General features: G+C 71.2%; 14 protein-coding genes. 11 read left to right on the top strand and 3 right to left on the bottom strand.

Going from position 1 to position 18901, the window contains the following annotated elements:
• The first annotated feature begins 45 nt into the window (after positions 1-45).
• The 10 genes from D1369_RS44755 to moeZ all read left to right on the top strand — a co-directional run bounded on the left by D1369_RS44755 (position 46) and on the right by moeZ (position 12135).
• Positions 46-141 (top strand): Ms4533A family Cys-rich leader peptide, encoded by a 96-nt coding sequence (locus D1369_RS44755; protein WP_342364924.1) that lies wholly within the window; start codon positions 46-48, stop codon positions 139-141.
• A 162-nt stretch (positions 142-303) separates the two neighbouring features.
• Positions 304-2022, top strand: coding sequence for an ABC transporter substrate-binding protein (locus D1369_RS13740; protein ID WP_007384542.1), 1719 nt, complete (start codon positions 304-306; stop codon positions 2020-2022).
• A 4-nt stretch (positions 2023-2026) separates the two neighbouring features.
• Entirely contained in the window at positions 2027-3091 is a 1065-nt protein-coding gene (locus D1369_RS13735) for an ABC transporter permease (RefSeq protein WP_007384543.1), read from the top strand.
• Entirely contained in the window at positions 3088-4086 is a 999-nt protein-coding gene (locus D1369_RS13730) for an ABC transporter permease (protein WP_007384544.1), read from the top strand. Before D1369_RS13735 ends, D1369_RS13730 begins: the two co-directional genes overlap by 4 nt.
• Positions 4083-5675 carry an ABC transporter ATP-binding protein gene (locus D1369_RS13725; RefSeq protein WP_118082467.1) on the top strand — a complete coding sequence of 531 codons (1593 nt, stop codon included), beginning with the start codon at positions 4083-4085 and terminating at the stop codon, positions 5673-5675. The genes D1369_RS13730 and D1369_RS13725 overlap by 4 nt, the downstream gene beginning before the upstream one ends.
• A gap of 190 nt (positions 5676-5865) precedes the next feature.
• Entirely contained in the window at positions 5866-7572 is a 1707-nt protein-coding gene (locus D1369_RS13720) for a DUF3492 domain-containing protein (protein ID WP_118082466.1), read from the top strand.
• On the top strand, positions 7569-8927 hold the full coding sequence (locus tag D1369_RS13715; protein WP_118082465.1) for a hypothetical protein: 1359 nt from the start codon (positions 7569-7571) through the stop codon (positions 8925-8927). The genes D1369_RS13720 and D1369_RS13715 overlap by 4 nt, the downstream gene beginning before the upstream one ends.
• A 269-nt stretch (positions 8928-9196) precedes the next feature.
• Positions 9197-10156, top strand: coding sequence for an NAD-dependent epimerase/dehydratase (locus tag D1369_RS13710; protein ID WP_007384548.1), 960 nt, complete (start codon positions 9197-9199; stop codon positions 10154-10156).
• Positions 10144-10893, top strand: a complete 750-nt coding sequence (locus D1369_RS13705) for a spherulation-specific family 4 protein (protein WP_007384549.1) — start codon at positions 10144-10146, stop codon at positions 10891-10893. Before D1369_RS13710 ends, D1369_RS13705 begins: the two co-directional genes overlap by 13 nt.
• Before the next feature lie 63 nt (positions 10894-10956).
• The gene (gene moeZ, locus D1369_RS13700) at positions 10957-12135 is read left to right on the top strand and encodes an adenylyltransferase/sulfurtransferase MoeZ (protein WP_007384550.1); all 1179 of its coding nucleotides are present in this window, start codon (positions 10957-10959) and stop codon (positions 12133-12135) included.
• 53 nt (positions 12136-12188) lie between these two features.
• On the opposite strand, the gene D1369_RS13695 is transcribed toward moeZ, so the two are convergent.
• From D1369_RS13695 to D1369_RS13685, 3 genes are all read right to left on the bottom strand, one after another.
• A complete protein-coding gene (locus tag D1369_RS13695; RefSeq protein WP_118082464.1) occupies positions 12189-13736 on the bottom strand; it encodes an alpha/beta hydrolase in 1548 nt (515 codons plus the stop codon).
• Between the two features lie 137 nt (positions 13737-13873).
• A complete protein-coding gene (locus tag D1369_RS13690) occupies positions 13874-15418 on the bottom strand; it encodes an alpha/beta hydrolase (RefSeq protein WP_007384552.1) in 1545 nt (514 codons plus the stop codon).
• Positions 15419-15499: 81 nt separating this feature from the next.
• Complete coding sequence (locus D1369_RS13685) at positions 15500-18181, bottom strand: lysylphosphatidylglycerol synthase transmembrane domain-containing protein (RefSeq protein ID WP_037901365.1); 2682 nt, start codon at positions 18179-18181, stop codon at positions 15500-15502.
• 185 nt (positions 18182-18366) lie between these two features.
• Here D1369_RS13685 and D1369_RS13680 point away from each other — a divergent pair, with 185 nt between their 5' ends.
• The gene (locus D1369_RS13680) at positions 18367-18753 is read left to right on the top strand and encodes an MGMT family protein (RefSeq protein WP_037901367.1); all 387 of its coding nucleotides are present in this window, start codon (positions 18367-18369) and stop codon (positions 18751-18753) included.
• Positions 18754-18901: the final 148 nt, after the last annotated feature.

Below are 18901 nucleotides of genomic sequence, written 5' to 3'. Positions count from 1 at the left end.
TATGTCACATTGACATGTGTTGATCGGTCGTACATATTGCTGCTCATGTGGTCTAGTCATGCCGTCAACAACAGCGCCGCCATTCAGCTGGCGCTCATCGGTGTGACCCCGCTCTGTGTGGCCGACATTCTCTGTCGCTGACGCCCGCCCCAGGCGCGCGCGTCGCGAATCCCGCAGTTCTCCGTGACTTCGAGTCATGGCCTTTCGACGACCCGACGCCGGGGCGGACGTCTGTCCACGTTCGTCTCACCCTTCGGTAATCCGTCTCGTCATTCGAGACACACATGCGAGAGGTCGTCTCCGATGCGTCAACCGTCCCTCACAGCGCGCCGCATGGCCGCGGTATCCGTAAGCCTGGTTCTGGCAGCGGGCGCCGCCGCCTGCGGCCCGGAGGACAACGATGCCAAGAGCTCCGGTGGCGACTCCACGCCCCACAAGGGCGGCACCCTGACGGTCCTGAACTCCAACCCGCAGCAGGACTTCGACCCGGCCCGCCTCTACACCTCCGGCGGCGGCAACGTGCCCTCGCTCGTCTTCCGCACCCTCACCACCCGCAACCGCGAGAACGGCGCCGCCGGCGCCAAGGTCGTTCCCGACCTCGCCACCGACACCGGGCGCCCCAGCAAGGACGCGACCGTGTGGACGTACACCCTGAAGAAGGGCCTCAAGTACGAGGACGGCACCGCGATCACCTCGGCCGACATCAAGTACGGCATCGAGCGCTCCTTCGCGCCCGAACTCTCCGGCGGCGCCCCCTACCTGCGGGACTGGCTGGTCGGCGCGGCCGACTACCAGGGGCCGTACAAGGACAAGAAGGGCCTCGCGGCGATCGAGACGCCGGACGAGCGCACCCTCGTCTTCCACCTGAACAAGCCCGAGGGCGAGTTCCCGTACCTGGCCACGCAGACGCAGTTCACGCCCGTCCCCAAGGCCAAGGACACCGGTACGAAGTACGAGGAGCACCCGGTCTCGTCCGGCCCGTACAAGGTCGTCACGAACCAGAACGACGGTGAGCATCTCGTCCTGGAGCGCAACACGTACTGGTCCGCCTCGACGGACGCCGAGCGCAAGGCGTACCCGGACCGGATCGACGTCAAGTCCGGGCTCGACTCGTCGGTGATCAACCAGCGGCTGTCGTCGTCCCAAGGGGCGGACGCGGCCGCGGTCACCACGGACACCAACCTCGGCCCGGCCGAGCTCGCCAAGGTGACGGGGGACAAGGAGCTCGCCTCCCGCGTGGGCACCGGGCACTTCGGCTACACGAACTACATAGCGTTCAACCCGACGGTCAAGCCGTTCGACAACGTCAAGGTGCGGCAGGCCATCTCGTACGCCATCGACCGCTCCTCCGTGGTCAACGCGGCCGGCGGCAGCGCGCTCGCCGAGTCCGCCACCACCTTCCTGCCGAACCAGAAGTCCTTCGGCTACGAGCCGTACGACCTCTTCCCGGCGGGCGCGACGGGCAACGCGGCCAAGGCCAAGGAGCTGCTGAAGCAGGCCGGTCACCCGAACGGGCTCACAGTCACGCTGACGCACTCCAATTCCAAGGACTTCGAGACCAGCCCCGAGATCGCGACCGCGGTCCAGGACGCGCTCAAGAAGGCCGGCATCACGGTCAAGCTGCAGGGTCTTGAGGAGAACGACTACTCGGACACGATCCACAGCGTGAAGACCGAGCCCGGTTTCTTCCTCGCCCACTGGGGTGCCGACTGGCCCTCCGGCGGTCCCTTCCTCGCGCCGATCTTCGACGGCCGGCAGATCGTCAAGGACGGCGCGAACTTCAACACGGGCCTGCTCAATGACAAGTCGGTCAATGACGAGATTGACGCGATCAACAAGTTGACCGACCTTGACGCTGCCGCCAAGCGATGGGGTGCACTGGACAAGAAGATCGGCGAGCAGGCGCTGACCGTGCCGCTGTTCCACCCGGTCTACAAGCGCCTGTACGGCAAGGACATCAAGAACGTCGTGATCAGCGACTGGACCGGTGTTCTGGACATCTCGCAGGTCGCGGTCAAGTAACCCGATGAGCGAGGCACTTGTCGCCACCGAGGTCCCCGAGGCATCTGTCCCGGGGGCCTCGGGGGCCCGTCAGTTCTGGCGACGGCTGCGGGCGCAGCGCGCCGCCATGGTCGCGGCCGTCGTCGTCGCGCTGCTCGTCCTGGTCGCCCTCGGGGCGCCCCTGCTCACCGCGCTGGAGGGCCAGGACCCGACCACCTACCATCCGTCGCTCATCGACTCCGCGCGCGGAGGCGTGCCCATCGGGTCCTTCGGGGGCGTGAGCGGGGACCACTGGCTCGGCGTCGAGCCCCAGACCGGACGCGACCTGTTCGCGCGCCTGGTGTACGGCGCCCGGGTCTCCCTGGGCGTCGCGCTGGCCGCGACCGCCGTACAGGTCTTCCTCGGTGTCGTCGTCGGTGTCGCGGCCGCGCTCGGCAACCGATGGGTTGATCAACTGTTGAGCCGGATCACCGACATCATCGTGGCCATGCCGTTGATGATCATGGCATTGGCACTGCTGGCCATCGTGCCGAGCAGCTTCCCCCGGCCGGTCCTGGTCGCGCTCATCATCGGTTTCGTCGCCTGGGGCACGATCGGCAAGATCGCCCGCGCACAGACCCTCACCCTCAAGGAACTCGACTACGTGGCCGCCGCCCGGCTCAGCGGCTGGGGCACCCTGCGGATAGCCCGCCGGGAACTGCTGCCCGGACTCGCCGCTCCCGTCATCACCTACGCGGCCCTCATGGTGCCCGCGAACATCGCCATCGAGGCGTCCCTGTCCTTCCTCGGTGTCGGCGTCAAGCCGCCCACCCCGTCCTGGGGACAGATGCTCACCTCGGCCGACGTCTGGTACCAGGCGGCCCCGCAGTACCTGCTGCTGCCCGCGGCCGCGCTGTTCGTCACCGTCCTCGCGCTCACCGTCCTCGGCGACGGCGTCCGCACCGCCCTCGACCCGCGCGCGGCCTCCCGACTGCGCGTCGGCACGGGCCGCAGACAGGAGTCCAAGGCCGACACGTCCGAGGCCCGCAAGCCCGAGGCCGGCGAGTCCGAGCCCCGTAAGTCCGAGGCCGCCAAGGAGGGCACCGCATGAGCGGCTTCACCGCATTCGCCCTGCGCCGGGCCGTGAGCGCCGTACTCACCCTCCTCGCCCTCTCGGTGATCATCTACGTCGTCTTCTACGCCACCCCCGGCAACGTCGCCCAGATCACCTGCGGCCCACGCTGCTCGCCGGAACAGGTGCACCAGGTCGCCCAGCAACTCCGGCTCGACGACCCGCTCTACCTTCGCTACTGGCACTTCCTCCAGGGCATCGTCGCGGGCCACGACTACTCCACCGGCACCTCCGTCGAACACTGCCCGGCGCCCTGCCTCGGGCTGTCGTACCAGAGCGACCAGCAGGTCACCCGGATCATCCTGAACAAGCTGCCCGTCAGCCTGTCGCTGGTGGTCGGCGCGATGGTGCTCTGGCTGCTGCTGGGCGTCGGCACCGGCGTGCTCTCCGCCTGGCGGCGCGGCCGGTTCACCGAGCGCGCGCTGACCGGCATCACCCTCGCCGGCGTCGCCACGCCCGTGTTCGTCATCGGCCTCGTCCTGATGATCGTGGTCTGCGGACAGCTGGAACTGCTGCCCTTCCCGGAGTACGTCTCCTTCTCCGACGACCCCGAACAGTGGATGTGGGGTCTGCTGCTGCCCTGGGTCACGCTCGCCCTCGGCGAGGCGGCCTACTTCGCCCGGCTGACCCGGGCGTCGATGCTGGAGACGCTCGCCGAGGACCACATCCGCACCTTCCGCGCCTACGGCGTCGGCGAGCGGTCGATCGTCGGCCGGCACGCCCTGCGCGGCGCCCTGGCTCCGATCATCGCCCTGAACGCCAACGACTTCGGCAGCGCGATGGGCGGGGCCGTCCTCGTCGAGTCGCTGTTCGGCCTGCCCGGCATCGGCCAGGAACTGGTCCACGCCGTCACCGTCGTCGACCTCCCGGTCGTCGTCGGGATGGTTCTGGTCATCGGCTTCTTCGTGGTGCTCGCCAACGCCGTCGCGGACGTCCTGTACGCGGTGGCCGACCGACGGGTGGTGCTCGTATGAGCCTCGTCCATGTCACAAACCTGACCGTCGAGTTCGGCGACCTGCGCGCCGTCGACGGCCTCTCCTTCCGCCTGGAGCAGGGCGCGGCCCTCGCTCTGGTCGGCGAGTCCGGCTCCGGCAAGTCCACCGTCGCCTCGGCCCTGCTCGGGCTGCACCGCGGCACGGGCGCGCGCGTGGGCGGCTCGGTCGAGGTCGCCGGAGTGGACGTACAGCAGGCGTCGGACGAGGAACTGCGGCGGCTGCGGGGCGCGAAGGCCGCGATGGTCTTCCAGGACCCGCTGTCGTCCCTGGACCCCTACTACGCGATCGGCGACCAGATCGCCGAGGTGTACCGCGTGCACACGCGTGGGTCGCGACGAGCGGCACGCGCGCGTGCGGTGGAGGTGCTGGACCGGGTCGGCATTCCGGACGCCGTACGGCGATCCCGGTCCCGTCCGCACGAGTTCAGCGGCGGCATGCGCCAGCGCGCCCTCATCGCGATGGCACTGGCCTGCGAGCCCGCCCTGCTGATCGCCGACGAGCCGACCACCGCGCTCGACGTGACGGTCCAGGCGCAGATCCTCGACCTGCTGCACACGCTGCGCCGGCAGACCGGCATGGGCCTGCTGATCGTCACGCACGACGTGGGTGTCGCCGCCGAGAGCGTCGATGACGTGCTCGTCATGCGGCACGGTCGCGCGGTCGAGCAGGGGCCGGTCGCCGCGGTGCTCGGGGCGCCGGGAGAGGCGTACACGCGCGAACTGCTCGCCGCGGTACCGCGCCTGGACGCGCCGCGGGCACCTTCCCGGGCATCCGACGAGGTGGTCCTCGAAGCGAAGGGCCTGAGGCGCGAGTTCGGCCGCGGCAAGAAGGCCTTCGCGGCCGTCGACGACGTCTCGCTGACCGTCCGCCGGGGCGAGACCCTCGGCGTCGTCGGCGAGAGCGGCAGCGGCAAGACCACGCTGGGGCGAATGCTGGTCGGCCTGCTGGAGCCGACGGCGGGGGAGGTCCGTCACGACGGCCACGCGCGCGTGGGCGTGAACCCGGCCGTGCAGATGGTCTTCCAGGACCCTGTCTCCTCCCTCAACCCCCGCCGCAGCGTGGGCGAGTCCATCGCCGACCCGCTCCGCGCGCGGGGCGAGAGGGACGAGCAGCGGATCAGGGGGCGCGTGACGGAACTCCTGGAGCGCGTGGGGCTCGAAGGGGCGCACTACGACCGCTACCCGCACGAGTTCAGCGGCGGCCAGCGCCAGCGCGTGGGCATCGCCCGGGCGCTCGCGGCCGACCCGCGCGTCATCGTCTGCGACGAACCGGTCTCCGCCCTCGACGTCACCACCCAGGCCCAGGTGGTGGCCCTGCTCGGCGAGTTGCAGCGGGAGCTCGGACTCGCGCTGGTCTTCGTCGCGCACGACCTCGCCGTCGTACGCCAGGTCAGCGACCGCGTCGCCGTGATGCGACGCGGCCGGATCGTCGAACAGGGGCCGGCGGACGAGGTCTACGAAAGCCCGCGGGACCCGTACACCCAGCAACTCCTGGCCGCCGTACCGGCGCTCGATCCGCACATCGCGGCCCGGCGCAGGGCGGAGCGCCGGGAAGTGGCCGTGACCTGACGTTCCGTGTCCGGGTGATCTCTTAGCGCGACCGAACGCGACCCGCACCGGAAAGTTACGAGCGTTCACCCCTTCTGGTGGCGCGATGGACAACCGTCCGTCGCGCCACCGCCTTGTCCGCATACCTTCGTCCCGCTGCGAGCCGCCGGGCCAACGGCGGCTCCTCATACGGGAGATCGGGGGTGCACTCGTGCGCATAGGACTGCTTACGGAGGGTGGCTATCCGTATGTGAGCGGTGACGCCAGGCTCTGGTGCGACCGGCTCGTGCGCGGGCTCGAGCAGCATGAGTTCGACATCTATGCGCTCAGCCGCAGCGAGCACCAGGAGGACGAGGGCTGGGTCCAACTGCCACCGCAGGTCGGCAGGGTCATCACGGCCCCGCTGTGGACCGCGGAGGACGACGGCGTGGTGTACGGGCGGCGCGCGCGCCGTCGGTTCGCCGAGTCGTACGGCGAGTTGGCGTCGGCACTGTGCGAAGGGGCGGTCGGCGACACCTCGGGGGAGTCGTCGGCCACGGAGGCGGACCGTTTCGCCAACGCCCTGTACGGACTCGCCGAACTCGCCCGCGACGAGGGCGGGCTGGTCGGAGCGCTCCGCTCCGAGACCGCCGTACGAGCCCTGGAGCGCGCCTGTCGTGCGCCCGGCGCCCGGCAGACGGCGCGCGCGGCGCGGGTACCGGAGCTGCTCGCCGTGGCCGGACACCTGGAGCGCGCCCTGCGCCCCCTGTCCCTCGACTGGTACGAGGACGACGGCCTCGGCGCGGTCGACCTGTGCCACGCGACCTCCGGCGGCCCGGCCGCCCTGCCCGGGCTCCTCGCGCACCACTTCTGCGGTGTGCCGCTGCTGGTCACGGAGTACGGGGTACGGCTGCGCACGCACTACCTGGCCGACACCGAGTCCCCGCCCGCCGTACGGAGCCTGCTCACCGCCTTCCACGGCCGGCTGGCCACCGAGACCTACCGGCGGGCGGCGGTCGTCACGCCCGGCAACACCCACGCCCGCCGCTGGCAGGAGCGCTGTGGCGCCGACCGCGCGAAGCTGCGCACGGTCTACCCGGGCATGGACGCCGCCCGCTTCACGGAGGTGGGCGAGTCCGCGGAGTGCGTGGACCCGGACGCGCTGGTCTGGGTCGGCCGGATCGAACCCGCCAAGGACCTGATCTCCCTGCTCCACGCCTTCGCGGAGGTCCGCAAGGAGGAGCCCAAGACCCGGCTGAGAATCGTCGGCGCGCCCACCGGCCCCGAGGGCGCGGCCTATCTCGGGCACTGCAAGGCGCTGGCCGCGCAGCTCTTCCCCGACGAGGCGGAGGGGCTGCACGCCGTCGGCGACAACCCCGTCTGCTTCGAGGAGATCGGCGGGCCCGAGGTGCCGACCCTCGCCGACGCGTACGCCTCGGGCGCGGTCACCGTCCTGTCCAGTGTCGTCGAGGGCTTCCCGATCACCCTCGTCGAGGCGATGTTCTGCGGCCGGGCCACCGTGTCCACCGACGTCGGAGCGGTCGTGGAGGTCATCGGCGGCACAGGGCTCGTCGTCCCGCCCCGCAACCCGAAGGCGCTCGCGGAGGCGTGCGTCACGCTGCTGCGCGACCCCGAGCGCCGAGAGCGCCTGGGCGCCGCCGCACGCGCCCGGGCGCTCGAACTGTTCACCGTGGAACAGAACATCACGGCATTTCACGGCATTTACCTGGAGATCGTCTCGCACACCCCGGTCCGCCGGGTCGTCCTGGACAACACCGGCGAGCCCCTGCCCTTCGCCGCACCCGCCGAAGCCCATGTACCCGGCCGCTGGACCGAGCACAGCACTCGTGTCGTGGCCCGAGGCGGCCCCGGCTGGGCCGCGGGACCACCGGTCCGCGCGACGCCTCCCTTCGCCGCCCCGGAAGGAGCGACCGGATGAGCGACGTGGAACTCGACCGCCCCGACACCCCGGGCAGCCCCGGTGCGTGGGGCTCCGGGGCGCCCGAGGTGTCGGGGGAGTTCGAGGTCTCCGGCAGGTCCGAGGTGACCGGCGAGCCCGAGGTGCCCGAATTGGCTGAGCCGGAGGACACCGACCCGCCCACGGTCGACTCCTCCGAGGACGCAGACCCGTACGCCCCGTCGGCGCCCACCCCGCGTGCCCCCGAGGTCTCCACCGGCCTGAAGCCCACCACCCCCGGCCCCGCACGCCGTTCCGCCGCCGACCCGGTGAAAGCCCTGATGCACCGTCACCGCGAGCTGTGCGCACGGGCCGTCGACCCCCTGGAGATCGCGGCGGGCCTGGAGGCCCACGGCGTCACCGACCGCACCGCTGTCCGCTTCCGGCACCGGGACGTCTTCTCCCTCGCCGAGGAGATGTACGCCCGTGTCGCGAGGGACGGCGAGGCGACCCCGCCACCCACGGTGGAGCAGACCTCCGGGCCCCGCGCCGACTGGGCCCTGCTCACCCTCCTCCCCGGCGCCCTCTGCGTGGCCACGGTGACCGGCATCCACCTCACCGACGGCCGTTCCCGGCTGGTCGCCGCCCTGGTGGGCTTCCTGGCCGTGTCCCTGGCCGTGCGCGCGGCCCTGTCCCGCGGCCCCCTCGGCACACCCGACCGCGCCCCCGCCACCGGCACCTCCACCTGGACGTACTGGCTCCTCGCCTACGCCGCCCTCGGCGACGGCCTCCTCGCCGCGGCCGTGACCGGCGGTCCCGACGCCCTGCCCACCGGCGCCGCCGACGCCCCCTGGCCCCTGGCCACGGCCCCCCTCCTCGCCCTCACCCTGTCCTGCGGCCCGGCGGCCTGGTCCGCCCACCTCTTCGCGGCCCGCGCCCGCCGCAAACTGGCCGTCAGTCGAGGCCTGGAGGACTTCGCGGCCTCGGTGCGCCCTCTGCTGCTCGGCACGTTCGCCCTGTACCTGTGCGTCCTGACGGCTCTGTCGGCCCTGTCCGCCGCCGCCGTGGCCGAACCAGCAGCCCTCCCACAGGTCATCGCCCTGGGTGCGCTCCTCTTCCTCGCCCGCCTCCTCACCGTCCACGGTTTCACCCACGCCCCCGGGGTGGTCCTCACCGCCGCGGCCACGGCCCAGGCGTCCGCCCTCGCAGCGGCTTTCGCCTCCCGTCTGCCGGGCTGCGGCGTCCTGGCCGCACCGGTGGACGCCCTGGTGGATCTCTGGGGCGCGGGCGGCATCCAGACCCTTTCCTGCGGCCTCGGCGCCCTGGCCCTGTTGATCCACGGGGCCCGCAAGCTGACCAGAGCGTCGGCCCACGCCCGAGCGGAGGACTCGTGCTGACCCGCCCCCGAGCCACACACCCGCCGTAGGCGCGGCCGCCCACCCGCCGTGGGCGAGAGCAACCCCCAGTTTGTGGGCGCGGCCTTCCACCCGCGCCACCCGCGGTGGGGGAACCGCCCCGCCGACCCGCACACACCGCCGCAGGCAGCCCCTACGGCCCCCGCCGCAGGCACCCCCTCCGGTCCCGCCGGAGGCAACTCGCAAGCCCCTCCCGAAGGAGAACCCGCAATGACCACCTCCCGACCCCCCAAGGCCCCGGGAGCAGCCCGATGAGAGTCCTGCTGATCGGAGCCAACGGCTACCTCGGCCGCTTCGTCGCCGACCGCCTGCTCGCCGACCCCGCTGTCCAGCTCACCGCCCTCGGCCGCGGTGACGACGCCGACGTCCGCTTCGACCTCGCGTCCGGCAGCCCCGGCGCCCTCACCCGCTTCCTCGACGCGGTCCATCCGGGCGTCGTCGTCAACTGCGCCGGCGCCACCCGCGGCGGCGCCCGCGAACTCACCCGCCACAACACGGTCGCCGTCGCCACCGTCTGCGAGGCCCTGCGCCGCAGCGGCTGCGGAGCTCGTCTGGTGCAGATCGGCTGCGGCGCCGAGTACGGGCCCAGCCAGCCCGGCTCCTCCACGGCCGAGGACGCCGTCCCGCGCCCCGGCGGCCCGTACGGCGTCAGCAAACTCGCCGCCACCGAACTGGTCCTCGGCTCCGGCCTGGACGCGGTCGTCCTGCGCGTCTTCTCACCGGCCGGCCCCGGTACCCCCGCGGGCTCACCGCTCGGCCGTCTGGCCGAGGCCATGCGCCGCGCCATGCAGTCCGGCGACGGCGAACTCAAGCTCGGCGGACTCGGCGCCCAACGCGACTTCGTCGACGTCCGCGATGTGGCCCGCGCCGTCCATGCGGCCTCGCTCTCCGCCGCACAGGGCGTCATCAACATCGGTTCGGGCCGAGCCGTCCGCCTCCGCGACGCCGCCGCCGTCCTGGCCCGGGTCGCCGGATACGGCGGCGCCCTCCATGAACTCGACGGCCCTCCCGGCCCGCTGAGGGCGACCATCGGCCACCCCCGCTCGGAGCCCGACCACGCGGCACCCGTCGCGTACCCGTACCCCGACGGCTGCGGCAGCTGGCAGCAGGCCGATGTGCGCACCGCGCGCGACCGGCTCGGCTGGCGCCCCCGCATCAACCTCGAAGAGTCTCTCGCCGACATCTGGATGGAGGCGGCATGCCGCATCTGACCAGCACGAAGACAAGCACGTCGAGCACCGAACTGCGCACCGGCCTCGGCGTCCCCGGCTTCGCCCACCCCCTGGTCGCCCCCGCCGAATGGGCCGAACTGACCCGCCCCGGCACCCCCGTGCACTGGGCGGTCCTCGATGTCGCCGACGGCCCCGGCGCCCGCCCCGACCCGCACTGCCTCGAAGCGGCCGGCCGGCTGCGCAACGCGGGCGTCCGCGTCCTCGGCCGCCTCGACAGCGCCTACGGGACCCGCACCTACGGCGAGACGGTCTCCGAGGGCCAGCGCTACATCGACTGGTACCAGGTCGACGGCTTCCTCCTGGACCGCTGTCCGACCGAACGCGCCACGCTCCCCGACGTCCGCCGCACCGTCTCCACCCTCCGCGCGGTCGGTGACGATGCCCACATCGTCCTCGGCCACGGCACCCACCCCCACCCCGGTTACGCCGAGAACGCCGACCAGTTGGTCACCTTCTCCGGCTCCTGGAGCGACTACCGCTGGTCGCAGGTGGCCGAGTGGACCGCCGACTACCCGCCCGACCGCTTCTGCCATCTCGTCCACGGAGTGCCCGGACCGCACCTCGAGGAGGCACTGCGGATCGCCCGCTGGCAGGGCGCCGCCACGATCTGGTTCACCGACCGCACGGACCGCGGCGGCCGCGTCGACCCCTGGGAGGCCATGCCCGGCTACTGGGACGAGATCGTCTCGCGGATCGGAACGGGTGTCTCGGAATGAAGAAGGCCGTGGCAGTGTTACGGGGAGAACAACTGTAGTGATTGACCGACCAACGGAGTCCCCGTGTCGCTGCCACCCCTGGTCGAGCCCGCTGCCGAGCTCACCGTAGACGAGGTCCGCAGGTACTCCCGCCACCTGATCATCCCCGATGTCGGGATGGACGGGCAGAAGCGGCTGAAGAACGCCAAGGTGCTCTGTGTGGGCGCCGGCGGCCTGGGCTCGCCGGCGCTGATGTACCTGGCCGCGGCGGGCGTCGGCACGCTCGGCATCGTGGAGTTCGACGAGGTCGACGAGTCGAACCTGCAGCGCCAGATCATCCACAGCCAGGCCGACATCGGCCGCTCCAAGGCCGAGTCCGCCCGTGACTCCGTCCTCGGCATCAACCCGTACGTGAACGTGGTCCTTCACGAGGAGCGGCTCGAGGCCGACAACGTGATGGACATCTTCAGCCAGTACGACCTGATCGTCGACGGCACCGACAACTTCGCGACCCGCTACCTGGTCAACGACGCGTGTGTGCTGCTGAACAAGCCGTACGTCTGGGGCTCGATCTACCGCTTCGACGGCCAGGCCTCCGTCTTCTGGTCCGAGCACGGTCCCTGCTACCGCTGCCTCTACCCGGAGCCCCCGCCCCCCGGCATGGTCCCCTCCTGCGCCGAGGGCGGCGTGCTGGGCGTGCTGTGCGCGTCCATCGGCTCCATCCAGGTCAACGAGGCCATCAAGCTCCTCGCGGGCATCGGTGAGCCCCTCGTCGGCCGCCTGATGATCTACGACGCCCTGGAGATGCAGTACCGCCAGGTCAAGGTCCGCAAGGACCCGAACTGCGCGGTCTGCGGCGAGAACCCGACCGTCACCGAGCTCATCGACTACGAGGCCTTCTGCGGCGTCGTCTCCGAGGAGGCCCAGGAGGCGGCCGCCGGCTCGACGATCACTCCCAAGCAGCTCAAGGAGTGGATCGACGACGGCGAGAACATCGAGATCATCGACGTCCGCGAGATCAACGAGTACGAGATCGTCTCCATCCCGGGCGCCAAGCTGATCCCCAAGAACGAGTTCCTCATGGGCACCGCCCTGGAGGGCCTCCCGCAGGACAAGAAGATCGTCCTGCACTGCAAGACGGGTGTCCGCAGTGCGGAAGTCCTCGCGGTCCTGAAGTCCGCGGGCTTCTCCGACGCCGTCCACGTCGGCGGCGGCGTGATCGGCTGGGTCAACCAGATCGAGCCGCACAAGCCGGTCTACTAGTCCAACGGCTTCCCGGGAGGGGCTCGGCACCACGGGTGCCGGGCCCCTTTCCCCTACCCGCGCAGGGCGCAGACCTTGCCGTCCTTCGGCACCGTGCCCTTCAGCAGATACGCGTTCACCGTGGAGTCCACACAGTCGCTCCCGTTCCCGTACGCGCCGTGTCCCTCGCCCCTCCAGGTGAGCTCCACACCGACCCCCTGGCCCAACTCGTCCGCCATCCTCCGGGCACCCTCGTACGGCGTCGCCGGGTCGCCCGTGTTGCCGATCACCAGGACCGGTGCCGCACCGGGCGCGCTCACCTCCGGGGTCTCGTACTGCCCGGGCACCGGCCAGTCGTGGCACCAGCCGGCCGCGTCCCAGCCGAGGAAGGGGCCGAACACGGGGGAGATCCTCTCGAACTCGGGCAGCAGCTTCTTCGCCTGCGTGAGGGTGGGCCGCTGCTTGTCGTCCAAGCACGATATGACCCGTTGGGCCTGCGGGAGCAGGCCGTAGCGGCCCGAGGAGTCCCGTTCGTTGTAGCCGTCGGCGAGCGCCAGCAGTTCGGAGCCGTCCCCCTGCTCGGCCGTGTCGAGAGCGCTGGTCAGCGAGGGCCAGCTGTCCTGGCGGTACAACGGCCAGACGATGCCGGTGAACGCGAGGACCTGGGTCAGCTTCCGCCCGGAATAGGTGTCCAATGGGCGCGCGTCGATCCGATCCAGCAGGTCCGCGATCTTCCGGGTGCCCTGCGCGGGGTCCTGCCCGGTGGACATCAGGTAGTTGTCGAGCGCGCGCTGGAAGCCCCGGGCCTGGTTCTCGCGCTGGGCCACCGCGTCGGCGCTCGGGTCGACGACCGCGTCGAGCACCAGCCGCCCCACGTTCTCCGGGAACAGGTGGGCGTAGACGCCGCCGATCTCGGTGCCGTACGAGATGCCGAAGTAGTGCAGCTCGGTGTCGCCGAGGACCTGGCGCATCAGGTCCATGTCCCGCGCGGTGTCGGTGGTCGAGACGTGCGCCAGCAGGTCGCCCGCGTCCTTCTCGCAGCCCCGGGCGAAGTCGGTGGCGTCTTTGAGGTACGCCCGCTCCTCGGCCGGGGTGTCCGGGGTGGCGTCCACGGCCTCGGCCGCCTGCGTCTCCTTGTCGCTGCGACAGCGGACGCCTTCGCTGGCGCCGACCCCTCGCGGGTCCCAGCTCACCAGGTCGTACCGCTCGCGCAACAGGGAGACGGTGGCGGCGTATCCGGGCAGTCCGGCGACGCCCGAGGCGCCGGGGCCGCCGAAGTTGAACAGGAGCGATCCGATGCGGTCGCCGCCGCGGGCCTTGGAGCGGATCAGTGCGAGGTCGATCGTCTCGCCTCCCGGCCTCGACCAGTCGAGCGGCACCTTCAGCGTCGCGCACTGCCAGTCCCTGCCGGGCGCGGAGGAGTCCGCGGTGGCCTTGCAGCGCTCCCAGTCGGGCTGCTGCGAGGTCAGCGCGGCGGGCAGCGCTTTCGCGCCGGTCGTGCTGGGCCTCGCGCCGCCCGACCGCTCCGCCGCCGCCCCGTCGCCGGACGACCCGCCGCTGCAGCCGGCCGCCAGCAGCGCGGCCGCGGCGGTCACAGCCGCCCACCGTACGTAACGCCCCATTCCAGTCCCCCTCCCAAGCCGTCCGCGTCGAGCCACGAACGTCGGTCCGGCCATGGTAGGCCGATCACGAGACACCCGTCCGAGCCTGTGGATAACCCTTTGACCAGCAGTTTCGTGGAGGCGGAGCCGGGCGTGCGCTACGAGCAGACGGTCCCGGCCGCCGGTACCTTCCCGGTGAGGAGATAGCCGTTCACGGCGTCCTGGACGCACTTGTTCCTGCTGTCGTACGACCCGTGCCCCTGCCCCTTGTACGTCAGTTCGACGCCGACGCCCTCACCGAGTGCCTGCACCATCTTGCGGGCACCCTCGTACGGCGTCGCCGGGTCCCCGGTGTTGCCCACGACCAGGATCGGCGCCGAGCCGGTGGCGCTCACGTCGGGATGGTCGGCGGCCCCCGCCACGGCCCAGTCGGTGCAGGTCACCATCGACCAGGCCATGAAGTCACCGAACAGCGGTGACGCGGCACGGAACGCGGGCAGCTTCCCCTCGACCTCGGCGGCGGTGTACCTGGGTTTGTCGTCGGCGCAGTTGATGGAGATGTTGGCCGCGGCGATGTTGCTGTACTCGCCGTTCTCGCTGCGCCCGTTCATCGAGTCGGACAACAGCATGAGGACCCTGCCGTCACCCTCGTACGCCTGCTCAAGGCCCTCGGTCAGGTACTCCCAGAAGTCCTTCGAGTACAGGGCTTGGGCGATGCCGTTGGTCGCCGCGGTCTGGGTCAGCACCCGCTGCCCGATGCCAGGGAGCGGGTTCCGGTCGAGGTCGGCCAGGAGTTTCGCGATGCGGTTCCTGACGTCCTGAGCGGTGTCGCCCACGGGGCAGTCCGTGGGCTGTGACGTGCAGTCCTCGGCGAAGTTGTCGAGCGCGAGCTGGAAGCCTTCGGCCTGTCCGAGCGAACCCTGCTCGCTGCTTTGCGTCGGGTCGACGACCGCGTCGAAGACAGCGCGCCCCACGTGCTTCGGGAACAGGTGGGCGTAGACCCCGCCGAGTTCGGTGCCGTACGAGATGCCGAAGTAGTACAGCTTGTCGTCGCCGAGGACCTGGCGCATCAGGTCCATGTCGCGGGCGGCGTCGGTCGTGCGCACATGCGGCAGCATCTTCTTGGAGTTCTCCTCGCAGGCCGCGTTGAACTCCTTGGTGTTGTCCAGCAGTGTGGCGCGTTCGGCGGCGTCGTCCGGGGTCGCGTCCTGCTCGAAGTACGCGTCGAGCTGCGGGTCGTTCAGGCATTCCACCGGGGCGCTGCGGCCGACCCCGCGCGGGTCGAAGCTCACCAGGTCGTAGCGGGTGCGCAGCTTCGCGTGGTCCGAGCCGAAGGCGGGCAGCGTGGTGACTCCGGAGCCGCCGGGGCCGCCGAAGTTGAAGACGAGCGAGCCGATGCGCTTGCCTTCGGCGCCACTGGCCTTGGCCCGGATCAGCGCGATGTCGATCCTGTCGCCCTTGGGCTTGGCCCAGTCGAGAGGTGCCTTGAGGGTGGCGCACTGCCACTCGGCGCCGCCCGGCAGCGGTGAGGGGGCGTCGCCCCCGCCCTCGGCCCGGGAGGGAGCCGGGCAGTCCTTCCAGTTCAGCTTCTGGGCCGACAGGTCCTCGTCCTGGGAGTCGTCGCCGCAGCCCGCCAGTGTGGCGGCCAGCAGAAGGGCGGTGGCGGCCAGGGCGGTGGCGCGCAGTCGAGGGGGATTCGGCATGAACCCATCCTGCGCTCGCGCGCGGGAGGACGCTCGGGGCGCGAGCCGTAAGAGGTATCTGTCCCACCAGGGCCGCGCGGGCTACAGGGCGCCCTTCCGGGACAACTGGTTGAAGGCCAGCCAGCCCGGCAGCACCGGCAGCCACAGCGTCAGCAGGCGGAACAGCAGAACGGCCGGTGCGGCGACCTCCTTGGGGAGCCCCACGGCGATCAGACCGACCGTCAAGGTGGCCTCCACCGCGCCCACACCGCCCGGTGTCGGGGCCGCGGAACCGAGCGCGTTGCCGGCGAGGAAGACGACCGCGACGCTGGCGATGCTGAGCGAGGTGCCCTCGCTGCCGAAGGCGCGGATGGAGGCGTCCAGGCACATCACGAAGCAGGCCGTCAGCAGCAGCATGCCGCCGATGCCGGTGATCAGCTTCTGCGGTCGCTGGAGCACGTCCAGCATGCGCGGCACGACACCCGCGAACAGCGACCTCACGCGCGTGACGACGAACTTCCTGAGGAACGGCACCGAGGTGACCACGAGGACGAGCACCGCCACCGTCAGCAGACCCGCGATGACCGTTCGCGACGGCGACAGCGACGGTGTCTTCTCGGTACCGGTCAGGTAACCGAAGGACAGCAGCATCAGGATGTGGCAGCCGAGCCCGAACAACTGCGAGGCGCCGACACTCGCCACCGCGAGCCCCGGCCGCACCCCCTGGCGTTGCAGGAAGCGCGTGTTGAGCGCCACACCGCCCACCGCGGCCGGGGCGACGATCTTCACGAACGAACCGGCGACCTGGGCCGCCACCGTCCGCAGGAATCCCACCCGCTCCGGCACGAAGCCCAGCAACGCCATGGCGGCGGCGAAGTAACTGCACGCCGAGAACAGCACGGCCGCGGCGACCCAGCCCCACTCGGCGTTCTCGATGAGCGGCCCGAACTCGATGTGGGTCAGCTGCGTCAGCAGGAAGTACGCGCCGATGGCACCCGCGATGAAGCTGATCAGCGTGCGCGGCTTCACCCGCTCCAGGCGGGCCGGTTCGACCGGCGCCTGCGGCCTGATCAGCAGCACCTGGTGGCGGATCTGCGTCAGCAGGTCCTCTTCGCGCGACTCTTCGATGGCTTCGTCGATGGCGCGCTTCTCCGCCCGCGCCTCCGCCTTGACGGTCTTCTTGTCGGGCTTTTCGAGTACGGGCCTGGCGTGCTCCGGCGCCTCGTCCAGATGGGCCTGCTTGGCCTGCTGGGACGCCTCCAGGACGGCCTCACGCTCGCGCTGGGCCCGTTCCCGGGCCAGTCTGCGCAGCGTCGCGCGCGTGGAGCGCGTCAGTGCGATCGGCTGGAGCATCGGCAGACAGTCGGCCACGGTGTCGGGGCCGAGGACGCTGACCGCCGAGGCCACCGCGCGTTCCGCGCCCGCCAGCAGCCCCAGGGTCGTCACCAGCTGGGCGACGTCCATGCGCAGCAGCAGGGTGCTGGCCGCGATCTCACCGCCGCGCAGATCGGTGAGGATCACCGCGCCGGAACGATCCACCAAGATCGCGTCACCCGCGAGCCTGCGGTGCGCGATGCGCCGTGACTGCAGCGCCTGCACCTGGCGCCAGGTGTTGCGCAGCAGTTCGTCGGTGATCTCGTCCTCGGCCAGCGATTCGAGGGTGCGCCCGCCGGTGTGCTCGTAGACGAGCATCACGGCGTCGGGGCCGAGTTCGGAGGTGGCGATCAGCTTGGGTGCGTTGGCGCCGGCCGCGATCGCCGCGTAGGCGAGCAGTGCCTCCTGCTCCAGCGCCTGTCTGAGCGACTGGAGGCTGCTGCGGGTGGCGAAGCCGCGCAGGGTGAGGTTGCGCCACACGCGGTAGAAGAAGCCCTGCGCCTGCTGCTCCCGGTCGACCACCGTCACGTCCAGCGGCGGGCCGTCCTCCAGGGTGACGAAGTAGCGCCGGCCGCGGTCGCTGTTCTCCGCGGTCTCCGACGCCTCCTCGCGGGCCGCGCTGACCGGGTGGAAGCCGACGGTCCGCAGGCCCGCGATCAGTGTCCGCCCGGTGGGCCGGACATTGGGCGAGCCGACCGCGTACAGCGTCCCGTAGGCGACCGTCCAGCCGATCAGCACCGTCAGGATGATCGAGAACGGTGTGGTGTAGCCGGTGACGAGCATCGAGAACGCGTCGAGCATCAGCACGATCCACAGCACCGCCCGCCAGCGCGGCCTGCGGGACATGCCGACGGCCGTCATATAGGCGATGACGGGCGCCAGATAGCCGTGCACGGGGTCGGTGAGGGCGTGGACGTCGCCGGGGGAGGGCTGGGTAAGCGCTTCCTGGATCGAGCCGGGGGCGCCCTTGGCGACCCACAGGTCGGTGGCGAGCGTCACACCGTGGGCGAGGACCGCGGCGAGCACGCCGTCGGCGATCCGCAGTCCGTCGCGTTTGATCAGCCGCTCGATCGCGAACGCGACCGGGACCAGGAGGATCGCGATGCTGGAGACGAGACCGGCGATCTTGATGAGCAGGTCGGGCGCCTGTCCGGTGCCCTTGTTGATGTCCTGCTCGAGTCCCGACGTGGTGCCGTGCGCGAACGCGGCGACCGCGAGCAGCACCACGACGGCCAGCACACCGACCAGCAACCGCATCAGATCGGAGGGCCGGTGCACGCGCGCGGGGAGCAGCGGTTCGTCGCTCTCGACCGCGTCGGCGTGCACTTCCTCGGCGTCGGCGGTGTCGGGGCGCGACGAAGCGTCAGAGGTGCTCTCGGCGCCCTCCGGGTGCACACCCTGTGGCTTCATCGTCTCTTCTTGATCTCGTATCACCAGTCACCGCCCGCACGATGGTGGCATGCCCCACCGACACACCGGGGTGTCAGGGTGCACATGCGGGGCGCACAGTCTGCCGGAAGCGCTGTCCTCGGGCGAGGGATACGCACGGTCGCGAGCCCGTCACATTGTCGGTGGGGTGGTGCAGGATGGGGCGGATGAGCGAGCAGAGCCTTCCTCAGGACGCCCACCCGGAGTACGCGGACGCGCTGCCGGACTACGCCGAGCGGGTCCTCGACGTGGCCGAACGCATTCCGCCCGGGCGCGTCATGACGTACGGCGACGTCGCCGAGTGGCTGGAGGAGGGCGGCCCCCGCCAGGTCGGCCGGGTCATGGCCCTGTACGGCGGGTCCGTTCCCTGGTGGCGTGTGGTCCGCGCGGACGGCGTCCTGCTCCCGGGGCACGAACTGCGGGCGCTCGACCGGTACCGCGCCGAGGGCACGCCCCTGAAAGAGGCGAGCAGGGCCGCCGAGGGCCATCTGCCGCGTCTCGACATGAGACGCGCACGCTGGGACGGCGGCGGCCGTGCGGAGGGTCACACCTGACAGCTTCCGCCATCCCGCGGGCCCGGGAGTACCCGGAGGCCCGTACGGGGGAAAGACGGCACGTCTGTGGCATGCCGTACGTTCGTGGGGTGAGGGACGTACGGGTCGCGTGGGCCGCATGGGTCGTGCGGGAAGAAGCGGAAGCCCT

This window comes from Streptomyces sp. CC0208 (assembly GCF_003443735.1).
GTDB lineage: Bacteria > Actinomycetota > Actinomycetes > Streptomycetales > Streptomycetaceae > Streptomyces > Streptomyces sviceus.
Note: the sequence above shows the minus strand (reverse complement) of the source record. Positions and strands in the feature narration are given on the sequence as shown.

Coding starts and splice junctions, on each gene's coding strand:
- D1369_RS13740 (WP_007384542.1), top strand. CDS start 304: ATGCGTCAACCGTCCCTCACAGCGCGCCGCATGGCCGCGGTATCCGTA.
- D1369_RS13695 (WP_118082464.1), bottom strand. CDS start 13,736: ATGGGGCGTTACGTACGGTGGGCGGCTGTGACCGCCGCGGCCGCGCTG.
- D1369_RS13725 (WP_118082467.1), top strand. CDS start 4,083: ATGAGCCTCGTCCATGTCACAAACCTGACCGTCGAGTTCGGCGACCTG.
- D1369_RS13730 (WP_007384544.1), top strand. CDS start 3,088: ATGAGCGGCTTCACCGCATTCGCCCTGCGCCGGGCCGTGAGCGCCGTA.
- D1369_RS13690 (WP_007384552.1), bottom strand. CDS start 15,418: ATGCCGAATCCCCCTCGACTGCGCGCCACCGCCCTGGCCGCCACCGCC.
- D1369_RS13705 (WP_007384549.1), top strand. CDS start 10,144: ATGCCGCATCTGACCAGCACGAAGACAAGCACGTCGAGCACCGAACTG.
- D1369_RS13685 (WP_037901365.1), bottom strand. CDS start 18,181: ATGAAGCCACAGGGTGTGCACCCGGAGGGCGCCGAGAGCACCTCTGAC.
- D1369_RS13680 (WP_037901367.1), top strand. CDS start 18,367: ATGAGCGAGCAGAGCCTTCCTCAGGACGCCCACCCGGAGTACGCGGAC.
- D1369_RS13735 (WP_007384543.1), top strand. CDS start 2,027: ATGAGCGAGGCACTTGTCGCCACCGAGGTCCCCGAGGCATCTGTCCCG.
- D1369_RS13710 (WP_007384548.1), top strand. CDS start 9,197: ATGAGAGTCCTGCTGATCGGAGCCAACGGCTACCTCGGCCGCTTCGTC.
- D1369_RS13715 (WP_118082465.1), top strand. CDS start 7,569: ATGAGCGACGTGGAACTCGACCGCCCCGACACCCCGGGCAGCCCCGGT.
- D1369_RS44755 (WP_342364924.1), top strand. CDS start 46: ATGTGGTCTAGTCATGCCGTCAACAACAGCGCCGCCATTCAGCTGGCG.